The organism is Segatella intestinalis, assembly GCF_029348455.1.
GTDB lineage: Bacteria > Bacteroidota > Bacteroidia > Bacteroidales > Bacteroidaceae > Prevotella.
In genome coordinates, this window is the sequence record NZ_JARJVV010000005.1 from 131,470 (window position 1) to 145,430 (window position 13,961).

15 protein-coding genes are annotated in these 13,961 nt (G+C 48.6%); 3 read left to right on the forward strand and 12 right to left on the reverse strand.

Going from position 1 to position 13,961, the window contains the following annotated elements; translation table 11 throughout:
- Positions 1-16: 16 nt before the first annotated feature.
- From P3T48_RS04755 to P3T48_RS04810, 12 genes are all read right to left on the reverse strand, one after another.
- Entirely contained in the window at positions 17-376 is a 360-nt protein-coding gene (locus P3T48_RS04755) for a hypothetical protein (protein WP_276505837.1), read from the reverse strand.
- Positions 377-637: 261 nt separating this feature from the next.
- On the reverse strand, positions 638-964 hold the full coding sequence (locus P3T48_RS04760) for a glycosyltransferase family protein (protein WP_276505838.1): 327 nt from the start codon (positions 962-964) through the stop codon (positions 638-640).
- A 98-nt stretch (positions 965-1,062) separates the two neighbouring features.
- The gene (locus tag P3T48_RS04765; protein ID WP_276505839.1) at positions 1,063-2,238 is read right to left on the reverse strand and encodes a glycosyltransferase; all 1,176 of its coding nucleotides are present in this window, start codon (positions 2,236-2,238) and stop codon (positions 1,063-1,065) included.
- A 70-nt stretch (positions 2,239-2,308) separates the two neighbouring features.
- Entirely contained in the window at positions 2,309-3,466 is a 1,158-nt protein-coding gene (lysA, locus tag P3T48_RS04770; protein ID WP_276505840.1) for a diaminopimelate decarboxylase, read from the reverse strand.
- A 140-nt stretch (positions 3,467-3,606) separates the two neighbouring features.
- Positions 3,607-4,926 (reverse strand): aspartate kinase, encoded by a 1,320-nt coding sequence (locus tag P3T48_RS04775; protein WP_022252402.1) that lies wholly within the window; start codon positions 4,924-4,926, stop codon positions 3,607-3,609.
- 80 nt (positions 4,927-5,006) lie between these two features.
- Positions 5,007-5,723: a cell division ATP-binding protein FtsE gene (locus P3T48_RS04780; protein ID WP_217757796.1), complete on the reverse strand. Its 717-nt coding sequence runs from the start codon at positions 5,721-5,723 to the stop codon at positions 5,007-5,009.
- Between the two features lie 31 nt (positions 5,724-5,754).
- Positions 5,755-6,408 (reverse strand): bifunctional phosphoribosyl-AMP cyclohydrolase/phosphoribosyl-ATP diphosphatase HisIE, encoded by a 654-nt coding sequence (gene hisIE, locus P3T48_RS04785; RefSeq protein WP_276505878.1) that lies wholly within the window; start codon positions 6,406-6,408, stop codon positions 5,755-5,757.
- A 56-nt stretch (positions 6,409-6,464) separates the two neighbouring features.
- Complete coding sequence (gene hisF, locus P3T48_RS04790; protein WP_022252399.1) at positions 6,465-7,244, reverse strand: imidazole glycerol phosphate synthase subunit HisF; 780 nt, start codon at positions 7,242-7,244, stop codon at positions 6,465-6,467.
- A gap of 47 nt (positions 7,245-7,291) precedes the next feature.
- Positions 7,292-8,008, reverse strand: coding sequence for a 1-(5-phosphoribosyl)-5-[(5-phosphoribosylamino)methylideneamino]imidazole-4-carboxamide isomerase (hisA, locus tag P3T48_RS04795; RefSeq protein WP_276505841.1), 717 nt, complete (start codon positions 8,006-8,008; stop codon positions 7,292-7,294).
- The gene (hisH, locus tag P3T48_RS04800; protein WP_276505842.1) at positions 8,005-8,595 is read right to left on the reverse strand and encodes an imidazole glycerol phosphate synthase subunit HisH; all 591 of its coding nucleotides are present in this window, start codon (positions 8,593-8,595) and stop codon (positions 8,005-8,007) included. Before hisH ends, hisA begins: the two co-directional genes overlap by 4 nt.
- A gap of 127 nt (positions 8,596-8,722) precedes the next feature.
- Positions 8,723-9,256, reverse strand: a complete 534-nt coding sequence (locus P3T48_RS04805; RefSeq protein ID WP_022252396.1) for an FHA domain-containing protein — start codon at positions 9,254-9,256, stop codon at positions 8,723-8,725.
- 4 nt (positions 9,257-9,260) lie between these two features.
- The gene (locus P3T48_RS04810) at positions 9,261-10,358 is read right to left on the reverse strand and encodes an HU domain-containing protein (RefSeq protein WP_276505843.1); all 1,098 of its coding nucleotides are present in this window, start codon (positions 10,356-10,358) and stop codon (positions 9,261-9,263) included.
- A gap of 191 nt (positions 10,359-10,549) precedes the next feature.
- Here P3T48_RS04810 and rfbC point away from each other — a divergent pair, with 191 nt between their 5' ends.
- The 3 genes from rfbC to P3T48_RS04825 all read left to right on the forward strand — a co-directional run bounded on the left by rfbC (position 10,550) and on the right by P3T48_RS04825 (position 13,896).
- Positions 10,550-11,104: a dTDP-4-dehydrorhamnose 3,5-epimerase gene (rfbC, locus tag P3T48_RS04815; RefSeq protein ID WP_158463611.1), complete on the forward strand. Its 555-nt coding sequence runs from the start codon at positions 10,550-10,552 to the stop codon at positions 11,102-11,104.
- A 59-nt stretch (positions 11,105-11,163) separates the two neighbouring features.
- Positions 11,164-11,961, forward strand: a complete 798-nt coding sequence (locus P3T48_RS04820; protein WP_276505844.1) for a DUF4738 domain-containing protein — start codon at positions 11,164-11,166, stop codon at positions 11,959-11,961.
- 72 nt (positions 11,962-12,033) lie between these two features.
- Positions 12,034-13,896: an SLC13 family permease gene (locus P3T48_RS04825; protein WP_276505845.1), complete on the forward strand. Its 1,863-nt coding sequence runs from the start codon at positions 12,034-12,036 to the stop codon at positions 13,894-13,896.
- Positions 13,897-13,961 lie beyond the last annotated feature (65 nt).

The window sequence follows — 13,961 nt, forward strand, 5'->3', positions numbered from 1 at the left end:
CATACAGGGGTGATGGTTATTTGATGTATTTCAGAATCTGTCTGCTCTTTCTGCCTTTCCTGGCAGGCAGAGGCATGAATCCCTCGGTGAGTCCTGTCTTCTCGGTCATGGCATCAAAGACGGCAGCTGCATACATGTCAAGTTTCTGCTTGGCGAGTTCGGCATGGATGGCATCCTCGTCGTAGTTGTCGGCATAGAGCAGGGTGTGCAGGTCGTCGATGTATTTCTGCGGAATGTTACGGTGCGGCATCCTGCTTTTTATCTGCATGATTTGTGCGATGATAGGCTCGTCGGTCTTCGCAGCTATGGCTTCTGCCTTTCGCTTCTCGTAGTTGGTGAAGGTGATGGCGTCAGCGCCTTGCCAGTCTTCTGTCATGGCCGACTGTGAGGTGAGCTGGCTGTAACCGAAATATCGGATGAGCGAGATGTGGCTGTTCCACCCTAAAGCGTAGGGTGTTCAAAATCCGTTTAAAATTTGGCACGTTTTTTAGTCGAATAATCGGTTCAACTAACTGATATTCAATAATTATCGACACGAATATTGCGCAGAACTAAAAAATGTCACATTTTTGAATTCTTAACACGTTGATTTCGTGTGAATTAACTTGTATTTTGGTGCAAAAAACGTGTCGGAAAATTAATAGATTTTGAACACCCTACCTAAAGCGGTGAGATATTCTTTCTCCAAGGGTGTGGTGGCGATGATGAGTTCTGCCGTCTTGCACATTGTCTTCTGATAGATAAGGGTTTGCAGGCTTCTCTTCATGCCAGGATTATGGCAGTTTCTCTCCGAGATGTCGCCCAATGGACAAACGATGTATGGGATTCCCATCTTTCTGGAACGTTGTGCCAGTCGGAATCCCTGGTATGACCATGCACCAAGAAACAATACCACGTCGGCATCCTCGATGTTGTCGGCGATGTCGAGTCTCCGCTGTAAAGTCTCTATATAGGCTTTGTACATGGCGTATTGCCTTTTTTTCTTGGTTATGAATAAATATATTTTCATCGTTGATTATTTAAGCTTTTTGTAAACAGTCTCGCTGAGTCCTTGTATTGTCCTCAAAGTTTGTGGCTGGTGAAGTCGTTCTTGTCGGCTCGCCAGTAACGCACTTTGTTGGCGAAGTTTCGCCAGATGATTCCGTAATCGTAGAAGGGCAACTTATACGTAGGAATGAGAGAATCGAAACAGGCGACTGCCCTGTGGGCGATGATGGTTCGAAGAACGATGAGCAGCAACAGAGCAAAACCTGCACAGCCCGTCAGTATCCAGTCTTTCATCACGACGGAGCACGCCAAAACTGCTATAGAGGCGATAAGGCTGAGGTGGGGAAAGAGATGGTCGAAGAACATCAGGGTTCTCATAGACAGGTTGCGATTGAGTGACTTGCGCGAAGCCTGCAGGTAGAGGCTCTTGTTGTGCCAGCTCTTATCGGTAGGGGCTTCCTGCTGAAGCCATGCTGATGGTGCCAGTTCGACAGCAGTGTCGCCACACAGGGCATACTTGTTGACCAGGAAGTCATATTCGCCGCGCACATATTCCAAGTTGCCCTGATAGCCCTGCTCGCGCATGAAGTCGCTCTTGCGGAAGATGACGTTGGGCATATTGGTGCGGTAGCCGTAGGAGCGTTGTGCTCTGCGCAACAGGTAATAGGCTTTTCTGATCATGTCGAACCGGCGCACACTCTTGCAACTTTCCTCTGTGCTTACGTAGCCTAATATCAGATGGTTAGGCTCCTGGCACTGACGCGTCATGCTGGCAAGCCAGTCCTCGCTGCAGGCCATGCAGGCAGGTTCGGTGAGCAGAATCCACTCATACTTGGCAGCTTTCACACCTACGGTAATCTGCAGTTTCTTTCGGCTCATATAGCGTGAGCTCTCTGGTATGAAGGTATAATAAAGGTGTGGATTTTCTGAAGACTGACGTTTCAGAAAATCAATCGTCTCACCGTCGCTGCTCTGGCAGACAACCACTACCTGATAGTCGGCAGGATATTTCTGCTCAAGGAAAGTATGCAGGTTGCGTTCCAGCTCAGGCAGGTTGTCATGAGCTGTGATAAGTATGGTGACTGGAGGAAGTGGCTGGGATGCGGTTGCATCTTCAGTCGTTCCCTCGGCAGACTGTTCTTCCTCTTTGTTGAGACGCAATGAGCGCAGAAATGGATTGATCAGCGATCCGAGGACTGCCAATAAAACCACTGCTGCGCCAGCGATAATAGTAGTTAAACTGATTATCATCATTTTAGTTTTTTAACTTCCTCGTTTGAGAAAGTTGAGTTATTTTCTTTTCTCGTATTGTTAAGGTGCCTTACATTTCTTCTGTGGTGTAGCCTTTAGGCAACTGACGGCAGTTGTACTGACTTGCCATAATCTCGCCATAGGCTCCTGCCGAACGGAGTGCAATGAGGTCGCCACGATGGGTCTTGTTCAGGTCGATAGCCTTGGCAAAGACGTCGCTTGACTCACAGATTGGGCCTACTACATCGTAGGTTTCTACAGGCTCCTCGCTCGTGATGTTCTCTATTTTGTGATAAGCCTGGTAGAGGGCAGGGCGTATGAGGTCGGTCATGCCGGCATCTACGATGGCAAACTGCTTGGCTGTGCCTTGTTTTACATAGAGGGTTCTTGTGATGAGTGATCCCATTTGGCCTACCACTGCACGGCCCAATTCGAAATGCACCTTCTGTCCGTCGCGCAGTTTCAGGTGCTTGGCATAAGTGTCGAAGTAAGACTTGAAGTCGGGTATGGGCACGCGGTTGGGATGCTTGTAGTCTATGCCGAGTCCGCCGCCCACATTGATGTTCTTTACCTCGATGTGGTGAGCTTCCAACTGGTTTTGCAGTTCATTGATTCTGTTGCAGAGAGCCTCGAAGTCACCCATGTCAAGTATCTGACTGCCAATGTGGAAGTGCAGGCCGAGGAACTTGATGTTCTTCATGGTTGCAGCTTCTGCAATGACACTCTCCATGTCTTGCATGGCAATACCGAATTTGTTTTCTGCCAGTCCTGTGGTGATGTTGGCATGTGTGTGTGCTCCTACGTTAGGATTGATGCGAAAGCAAACCTGTGCTTTCTTGTTCTTTCTGGCAGCCAGCTCGTTGATGATTTCCAGTTCGGGAATACTCTCCACGTTGAAGCAGAAGATGTCTTTCTCCAGTCCGAGATTGATCTCCCAGTCGCTCTTGCCCACACCGGCATATACGATCTTGTTGGCAGGAAATCCTGCGTTGACAGCAGCTTGTATTTCTCCTCCGCTCACGCAGTCGGCTCCTAATCCTGCCTGGCTGATGATGCCCAGCACTTTAGGATTGGCGTTTGCTTTTACGGCATAGTGTACCTCGAAACCAGGATGTTTACCTGCTTCCTCGCAGATGGTTCTGAGGGTTTGTCTCAGCAGGGCTGTGTCGTAATAGTAGAACGGAGTCTGTTTCTCCTGAAACTTATCTATAGGAAATGTTCCTTTCATTTCGCTTAAATCTAAAATTAATATCTTATATAGTCAAATTAGAAAATCCAATTTATTGTAAATCAGAATATCCAACGAAGAGTGAGTAGGAAGCATTGCATACGAATTCTTCACTTATCACTCTTCGTTCTTCACTTAAATTACTTCTCAAACAGGTTGTTGCTCAAGTTCTGCAAAGCCTGCTTCTTGTCTCTTTCTCGGATGAGGAATGAGATGTTGTAGTTGGAACCTCCGTAAGAAATCATTCTTACAGGGATGTTCTTCATTGCCTCTGTGGCAAGTGTCTCGAAACCTACGTTGCTCCAGTCGAGGTCGCCTACCACGCAGATGATACACATATCTGTGTCGACAGTGACAGTACCATATTTCTTCAACTCGTTGACGATGTCGTTCAGGTGGGCGTCATTGTCAATACTCATGCTTACACCCACCTCAGAGGTGGCAATCATGTCGATAGGAGTCTGATAGCTCTCGAAGATCTCGAACACCTTGCGCAGGAAACCTGTAGCCAGCAACATGCGACTGCTCTTGATCTTGATGGCGGTGATGTTGTCCTTGGCTGCCACAGCCTTGATCTTGCCACGTACTATCACGTTGTCGATGATGGTTCCATCGGCCTTAGGGTCGAGGGTGTTCTTCAGTCTTACTGGAATGCCGGCATACTTGGCTGGCTGTACGCAGGTAGGGTGAAGAATCTTGGCACCGAAGTAAGCCAGCTCGGCAGCCTCTTCGAAGTTGAGCTGATGTACTGCCTCTGTATGCTCTACCACTCGTGGGTCGTTGTTGTGCATGCCATCAATGTCGGTCCATATCTGGATCTCGTCGGCAGGAAGGGCTGCACCGATGAGCGATGCTGTATAGTCGCTGCCGCCTCGCTGCAGGTTGTCAACCTCGCCATAAGCATTGCGGCAGATGAAACCCTGTGTGATGTAGATCTGCTGACCCTGGTTCTTCTCCATGATGTCGGCAAGCTTTTCCTTGATGTACTGTGGGTCTGGCTCTGCATTCTTGTCGGTGCGCATGAAGTCGAGCGCATTGAGCAGCACAGCCTTGATGCCCTGTTCCTTCAAGTAGTTGACCACCATGTTGGTGCTCATGATCTCACCCTGAGCCACGATGCTCTTCTCCTCGAAAGAGGTGAAAAGATCCTTGGTGAAGGAACGCAGATAATCGAATTCGCTATGAAGGAATTCACTTGTGGTTTTCTTCATCTCCTCGGTAGAGTAGAGCTCTTCCACATGCTGCATGTATTTCTTCTCCAAGTTGTTGATTACCTCGTTGGCACCCTCTGGATTCTTCTTATAGAGATAGTCAGAGATTTCAACGAGTGAGTTTGTTGTACCGCTCATCGCAGAAAGTACGATGAAAGTAGGTTCACCTGATTCTGTAACCAAGGAGGCTACTCCCTTCATGCGCTCAGGTGAGCCAACCGAAGTACCTCCGAATTTCATTACCTTCATAGTCTTAATATTATATTAATGTTTAATTTTATTGTTTTATTTTATTGTTTTATGTTGGTGTAGAATTCTTCACTCTTCACTCAACTTTCCTCGCCGTCTTCGGTCAGGTCGATGTGATTGTACTCATTGGTCACATCGTGCAGACTTCCGTCTTTGCATCGATATACGATGCCTGGGAACTTGTCGAGCATGGGGATGTTGTGGGTCGACATAACGACAGTAGTTCCCTGCTTGGTGATGTCTTTCAGCAGACTGACGATATGACTTGCCGTTTCGGGGTCGAGGTTGCCTGTAGGCTCATCGGCAATGATGAGTTTAGGGTTGTTGAGCAATGCCCGTGCTATGGCAATGCGCTGCTGCTCGCCACCTGAAAGCTCATGAGGCATCTTGTCTGCTTTCTCGCTCATGCCCACCTCCTCGAGAACTTCTGAGATGCGTTCGTTGCGGGCCTTCTTGTCTTTCCAGCCTGTGGCTTTCAGTACAAACTCGAAGTTCTTGTGCACACTGCGGTCGTGCAGCAACTGGAAGTCCTGGAAGATGATGCCCAACTCCTTTCTCAGCGCAGGAATATCCTTGCGTCTGATGGTCGTGAGGTCTCTGCCTAAGATTTCTGCCTTCTCAGTCTCACCTTCTACGAGGTCGAGCTCGCAGTACAGGGTCTTGAGCAGTGAACTTTTTCCCGATCCTACCTTTCCGATGAGATAAGTGAACTCGCCCTCGTCAACATGGAAGTTCACGTCCTTGAGGATACACTTGTCGGCTTGGTAGATGCTTACGTTTTTATATTCTATCAACATCCTAATTTTTTCTCCTTATTATATATATGTATTATTTCATTTCACCTTTGCTCTTTGCTGTACGGCGCTTCTTGTCCCATTCTGGGTCGTGGCGCATCTGCAGCTCTTTTGCCACGTCCTCGATGCGCAGCTTTTTGCTGGTAAGCAGAACGATGAGGTGGTAGAGCAGGTCGGAGGATTCGTAAACGAGTTTTTCGTCGTTGCCGTTTGTGGCCTCGATGATGGTTTCCACTGCTTCTTCGCCTACCTTCTGTGCCATTTTGTTCACTCCTTTCTGGAACAGGCTGGTGGTATAGCTTCCCTCGGGCATTTCCTCATGACGCTTGTTGATGAAGTCCTGCAACTCTGAGAGGAAGAGGATAGGGTTCAGCGTGTTGTCCTCGCCCCAGCAGGTGTCTGTTCCCTTATGGCAGGTTGGACCCTGTGGATGTACCTTGACGAGCAGCGTGTCTTTGTCGCAGTCGTTCTGAATGCTGACAAGGTTGAGGTAGTTGCCCGATGTCTCACCTTTGGTCCACAGACAGTTGCGTGAACGGCTCCAGAAGGTGACTTTTTTTGTGGCTATGGTCTTTTCGTATGCCTCCTTGTTCATGAATCCCAACATCAGTACGTTTTTGGTTACTGCGTCCTGGATGATGGCTGGAACAAGGCCGCCCATTTTCTCGAAATCTATTTCCATATCTATTTCTTTTTGCTTTATTTCTTAGTCTATATACTTCTGCTATGTGTTAGCTTCGTTTATTATATTCTCACGTTGATACCTTCATTGCGCAGGTATTTCTTGAGGTCGGGGATGGCAATCTCTCCGAAGTGGAACACACTGGCAGCCAGTGCTGCATCGGCCTTGCCCAAGGTGAAGGCATCACGGAAATGCTGCATGTTGCCTGCTCCTCCAGATGCAATGACTGGAATGCTCAACTCGTCGGCAAGTCTTGCCAAAGCCTCATTGGCGAAACCTTGCTTCACGCCATCGTGGTCCATGCTGGTGAAGAGAATTTCGCCAGCACCACGGTCGGCAACTTCCTTTGCCCAGTCGAAGAGTCCCAGTTCCACTCTTTCCCTTCCTCCCTTTACGTAGCAGTGCCATCCGTCGCTGTCGAGCCGGGCGTCTATGGCACATACACACACCTGAGAGCCATAATGTCCGGCTATCTCGTCGATGAGACCGGGGTTGCGTATGGCTGCACTGTTGATACTTACCTTGTCGGCTCCGGCATTGAGAAGCCGGTCAACATCTTTCAGTTCGTTAATTCCTCCTCCCACGGTGAAAGGTATGTTGATTTGCTCGGCTACTCGTGTCACCATGTCGGCAAAGGTCTTTCGCCCTTCAAAGCTGGCTGTGATGTCGAGAAACACGAGTTCGTCGGCTCCTGCATCGCTGTAGGCCTTGCCCAGTTCCACGGGATCGCCTGCGCTGCGGAGGTTCACGAAGTTTGTGCCCTTTACGGTCTCTCCGTTCTTCACGTCAAGGCAGGGTATGATTCTCTTAGCCAAACCTTTGCTTATGTTTTGTTCAACCATATCTCTTTCTTCTTTTTCATTATTGCAGAAATCTCGCTATGGGGGATTCAAAGACCCAATTTGTCTATGTCGATTTTTCCCTCGTAGAAAGCTTTTCCGAACACCACCGCAGGAATGCCGGCTGTCTCCAAAGCATCTATATCCTCGTTGCAGCTTACACCTCCCGAGGCAATCAGATGGAGATCGGGATAGGCTGCCATAATCTCTTTGTAGAGTTCGATGGCTGGCCCCTGAAGGGTTCCATCCTTGCTGATTTCTGTGCAGAGCACGTTGCGCACACCCTTGTCGGTGTACTGTTTGAGGAAAGGAAGCAAGTCTTCTGCCGAGTCTTCCTTCCAGCCGTTGATAGATATTTTGCCGTTTCTTACGTCGGCTCCCAAGATAAGGCGCCCGGCTCCAAATTTGTCTATCCAACTAAGGAAAAGCTCTGGGTTAGTTACGGCGATGCTTCCTACTGTCACCATGGCAGCTCCTGCGTCGAATGCTTTCTCGATATCTTCCTCTGTCTTGATTCCGCCTCCGAAATCTACAGTTAGCGAAGTGGCTGACGTGATGGCTTTCAGCACGTTGTCGTTGACGATATGCTTGGATTTGGCTCCGTCAAGATCCACCACATGCAGACGTTTGAACCCTAATTTCTCAAAGTGTTTTGCCACTTCGGCAGGGTTGTCGTCGTACACTTTCTTCTGGTCGTAGTCGCCTTTGGTGAGTCTTACGCATTGTCCACCAATGATGTCGATGGCTGGTATGAGTTCTATATTCATAGTTCCATAAAGTTCTTGAGGATTTGTTCTCCTACCTTTCCGCTCTTTTCGGGATGAAACTGGCAGGTGTAGAAATTGTCTTTGTGCAGAGCAGCACTGTAGGGCTGTATGTAGTTGGCCGTAGCAATGGTTTCCTGGCATAGCGGCACGTAGTAGCTATGCACGAAATAAGTGTATGGATTTTCGCCCAGGTCTTTCATCAGGGGTGAAGAGAGGTTGTAGATCTCGTTCCATCCCATGGCAGGCACCTTGTCCTGATGCTGCTGGGGCACAAACTTCTTCACGTCGACATCAAAGATGCCGATGCAGTCTACGTCTCCTTCTTCTGAATGTCGGCACAGGAGCTGCTGTCCCACGCATATTCCCAAGACGGGTTGTGTGAGCGACTTAATGGTTTCGTCGAGCCCGTATGCCTTGAGATAAAGCATGGCTTCTCTGGCCTGTCCCTGCCCGGGAAAGAGCACACGATCGGCCTTACGCAGAGTTTCTGCGTCGTCGGTGAGGATGGGGGAAATGCCGAGTCTCTTCATGGCATTCACCACGGAGTAGATGTTACCGGCGTTGTATTTTACGATTGCTACATCCATAAGCTGACGTTAATCTTAAGTTTACAGATGCAAAGATACGCATTTTCTTGCAATATAAAGAAAATATTGGCAAAAAGATTATAAAAGTGTGCGAATTTCTTTCAGATAGTAAGCGAAAATGGTATAATTATTCGTCTTTATTATCTGCGGAGCGTAAAATGATGGAAGTGGCTCCGATGGTAAAGAGTGTGCCGTCTTCTATGACGCGGCGCTCTCTGTCGCCCAAGATTACATTGTCGACAAAGGTTCCTGTATAGCTGGGACCGTCGCGCAATACATATTTCAAGTTGCCTTTCTTGTCGCGACTCACATTGATGACACAATGGTTCATGTCAACACTGGGGTCTACGGTCTCGATGGGGCAGTTGATGCCGCTGTTCTTCATGTATCGTCCTATGATGTTGTCGCCCATTTGCAGGGGAATGACCTGCTTGTAGGCGAAGACATTCTCTATCACAACGATAGAGCCAAAACCATGCTCGTTGGCTCTTTCGTCGAGCTTTTCCTCCTTTTGTGTCTCGCGCAGCTTGGACACACCCATGCGTATGCCGAACTGCTTGTTGCATTGTGGGCATACAAAGACGAGACTTTGTCCTGCCTGGTACTTGGTCTCGTCGAATGTGATAAAGTTGTCACACTTGGGGCATCTTACTCTTTTCATGCGCTTATTCTTTTACGAGGGTTATCCATCCGTCGGCAAAGGCCTCGTGATGGTGCAGCTGGTTGAGCGCTGTGTAAGCTTGTTGCTCGGTTTCATAGGAACCATAGACCACCTTTACATTGTTGGATGTAATGAGTACTCTGGTGTCCTTGAAGCCCTTGGCCTGCAGACTCTCCGTATAGGTAGCTGCATTGCGCTTGGTAACACGACTTGCCAGCACGATGCAATAGTGTGGCTTGGCTATTTCTTGCTTTTCAATCTCTGCTTTGTCTGTACTTTCGGCATTCCCCGCAATCTCTGTTTTCTTCTCGACTTCGCTGGCTACAGCCTCAAGTGCCTTGATGCTGTTGTCCTTTACCATTTCCTTAGGCATAAGACGGTTCAACATGCTGATGTCTACCTTGCTCTTCTGCACCTGTGGTGTGTCGAGTGGGGTAGAGAGCGTGAAGAAGGCAATAAGGGCGATACATGCAGCCACGGCATTGCGTAGCCAGCTCTTTCTAATCTGTACGAACTCGCTGCTTTCCTCTTCCTCCTCCTCTTGTTCGTTTAAGGACACAGTATTTGTTGCGGCTTGTCGGCTGCCCTCGTTTTCTTCCACCTGTTGGTTGGAATTGCTGTCGAAAGGTATGATTTCGGCTGATGCCGCTGTCTCCTCGTTGCTGGCAGATGCGCCAAACTCCGCAAGTGGCTGCATGACAAAGCCGTCCAGACCATAGTAGTTTGGAGTCAGCAGGCCAGCCTCGCAGGGCTTAAAGGTATATGTGCCCTGGCTGTTGAGGTAGAGAGTACCTATGTCCGTCAATTCGTATTTTCCGTTGATGTCGAGCTCGGCACGAATCTCTCTCACGTCTTCTGCGATACGGCTCAGGGCATCAGGATAGCTGATGTCGTAGGCCTCTACATATGAAAGCGCGAGGAGCGAATCGTTCATGGTGAGCTGTGGATTGAAGCCAATAGTCCTCAGTGGTGGCAAAAACATGTTGTCTCTGCCATCATATCTTGCATCTACATGATGAGCCATGAAGCCTCCAAAGTCGGGGACTATCACGCAATCGTTGCTCAAAAGTAGGATCTCTATATGTCTTTCCAGTTCAATCACGTTTGCAAAGATAGTTATTTTTTTTCTTCCCGCCAACAATTTTATATAAAAAATAAGTAATAGACGATAAAAAGTTTTATTTGTTTTGCCGTTTCAAAAAAATATATTATCTTTGCCATATATATAAAATAAGGTATAATGCTATTGCTTGCTGGAAACGGTTCAGGCGAAGCAGAATAAACTAAAGAGTAATGGAATATTTGAAGACTGAGATTGATGGGGTCTACGTGTTGGAGCCCAGGGTTTTTCGTGATGCACGTGGCTATTTCTTTGAGTCATGGAGACAGGCTGATTTCGATCAGCATATAGGTCGTCATGTAGAGTTTATACAGGACAATGAGTCCAAGTCGAGCTATGGTGTTCTTCGTGGATTGCATTATCAGAAGGGCGAATACTCACAGGCCAAGTTGGTGCGTGTCATCCGTGGACGTGTGCTCGATGTGGCTGTCGATATTCGCAAGAGCAGTCCTACTTTTGGAAAGTATGTGGCTGTGGAACTGAGCGAGGACAACAAACGGCAGCTTTTCATCCCTCGTGGCTTTGCTCACGGCTTCCTGGTTCTGAGCGACGAGGCTGTGTTTACCTATAAAGTAGATAATGTGTACGCTCCACAGCACGAGGCCAGTATCCGCTGGAATGATAAGGACATCCACATCGAGTGGCCCATTTCTGCCGATGATGTGCTCACCTCAGAGAAAGATCTCCTCAAGGCTACATCGCTGAAGGATGCCGAGGTCTTCGAGTAAAGAGAGAACAGTGTGGCCCATTTTTTTCACAGTCACAGAAAAGGAAAATTAAATCATTGATGAAACGCAATATTATATTATTGGTCATAGGATGCCTGATGGTGTTTTCGGCTTGTAAGGAACGTGCCCAAAAGGAAACGTTCAAAGAAGACATGAAGGCCAAGCAGATGCTGCAGGGCATGTGGATTGACGAGGCTGACGAGGATGTGGTCTTTCGGGTGAAGGGCGACACTATTTATTATCCAGACTCTACCAGTATGCCTGCCTATTTTTATGTGTCGGCAGACACCTTGGTGATACGTGGTGCCAATGATATTCGCTATGCTATCGTGAAACAGGCCGCTCATCTCTTCGAGTTCAAGACTCAGAATGGAGATGTGCTCAGGTTGGTGAAGACCAATGACAAGACCTATCTCAGTTCTTTCAAGCATCAGCAGCCCGTGGTGCTCAATCAGGGACAGCTGGTTCGGAGAGACACCATCGTGACTTTTGGAGCAGAGAAATATCATCTTTATACACAGGTCAATCCTACAACCTATAAGGTGCTCAAGAGTACCTATAATGAAGATGGAGTGGGGGTAGACAATGTGTATTATGACAACATCGTAAATGTGAATGTCTATCATGGAGCCTCGCGCCTTTTCGGGCGTGACTTCCGCAAGCAGGACTTCAGCCGTAGGGTGCCTGACTCTTTCCTGAAGCAGGCGGTGCTGAGCGATATCGTTTTCCGTGCTGCCGACAAGGCGGGCGTACATTTCCGTGCTGTCCTTGCCATGCCCGACAGCTCTGTCAGCTATCAGGTAGAAGTGACTGTTTCCTTTGATGGTCAGCTTAAGATCAGTACAGCAGGCGCTTGATGTGCCTCTGTACTGATTTTTTTTTGCCTCATTTCTTTTGTCATTTACGAAAAAATAAGTAGCTTTGCAAACATGACAGTAACGCTTATCATTTTATTCATTACCGTTGCCATGTTTATATGGGGCAGGGTGAGGGCCGACATTGTGGCACTTACCGCCCTGGCAACACTCCTTGTTTTCGGAATTCTTACTCCCACAGAAGCTCTTGCAGGCTTCTCCTCGCCTATTGTCATCATGATGATTGGCCTCTTTGTGGTGGGAGGCGCCATCATGCAGACTGGTCTTGCCAAGTTGACGGGCAACAAACTCATGGCGCTTTCGCACGGCAACGAAACGGTCACCTTCCTCTTGGTGATGCTTGTCACCTCGTTTATCGGAGCCTTTGTCAGCAATACGGGTACGGTGGCTCTGATGATGCCCATCATCGTAAGCCTTGCCGCAGCATCAGGCCTACAGTCCTCACGTTTCCTCATGCCCCTTGCCTTTGCAGGTAGTCTGGGCGGAATGCTTACGCTTATCGGTACTCCGCCCAACCTTGTCATCGACGAGGTGCTGACCGAGGCTGGCTATCAGTCGCTCAGCTTCTTCTCTTTCATGCCAGTGGGCCTTATCGTCATTGCCATTGGCATCATCGTGCTCATGCCTCTGAGCCGACTTTTCTTGAGTCGTAAGCAGAGTGGAAAGAAAAAGCAGAGTGGCAAATCGCTCGACGACTTGGTGCAGGAATATCGTCTGCTCGACAATCTGCATCGGTATATTGTGCCTGCCAATCGCTCCACGGCAGCGCTTGATGAGCACGGGGAGAGGCTCGACATCGTGGGCAAGACGCTCAAGGAACTCAGTATACAGAAGCTGTATGGAGTGAGTGTCATCGAGATAAGAAACGAGAAAAAGTCGCGCTTGGGACTGATGAAGGACATCAACCAGAATATGGCGAAGAGCAGCAGCGTCATTGGAGAGCATGACACCTTATATATAATGGGTGACGAGGCTAAGATGCAGCGCTTTGCAGCCGACTATGGTCTGCGCAAGATGAAGGACGTGAAGATAGACTTTTATGACTTGGGACTTTCCGAGATTGTCGTCATGCCTACTTCTCATTTTGCAGGACTCAGAATCGGTGAGGCCAATCTGCGTAAACGCTTCGGTATGAATGTATTGGGAATCCGTAGAGGAGACGAGTACATCACCGACAATCTTATCGGCACTCGACTGCATGTGGGCGACATGCTCCTGGTGCAGGGCGAGTGGACCAACCTGGCTCACCTGGCTGCCGATACAGCCAACTGGGTTGTGCTCGACCAGCCTGAGAAGACTGCCGATAAGGTGCTTCTCGACTACAAGGCTCCTGTGGCCGCTGCCATCATGTTGCTGATGGTGGTGATGATGGTTTTCGACTTTATTCCTGTTGCTCCTGTAACAGCCGTTATCATTGCCGGTTTGCTGACTGTCTTTGCCGGATGTTTCCGAAATGTGGAGGCTGCCTATAAGACCATCAACTGGGAGAGCATCGTGCTCATTGCCGCCATGATGCCCATGTCTACAGCCCTTGAGAAGACAGGAGTCTCGGCTTTGGTGTCGCAGACCTTGGTAGACAGCTTAGGAGCCTTAGGTCCCACAGCTCTTTTGGCAGGCATCTATTTCACCACCTCGCTCATGACCATGTTTATCAGCAATACAGCCACTGCTGTGCTGATGGCTCCCATTGCCTTGGTGGCAGCCCAGCAGGTAGGGGTCAGTCCTTATGCTTTCCTCTTTGCCGTCACCTTGGGAGCCAGTATGTGTTTCGCCTCTCCCTTCTCCACACCGCCCAATGCGCTGGTGATGAAAGCAGGAGGCTATTCGTTTATGGATTATGTCAAGGTGGGTTTGCCTTTGCAGATTATTATCGGCATCGTCATGACCTTCGTGCTTCCCTTGCTGTTCCCGTATTAGCGCTTTGTCATTTTGGTCATTAGTCATTTTCGGCTGTTAGAAGTTATAGGAATGTTTTTTTTCTT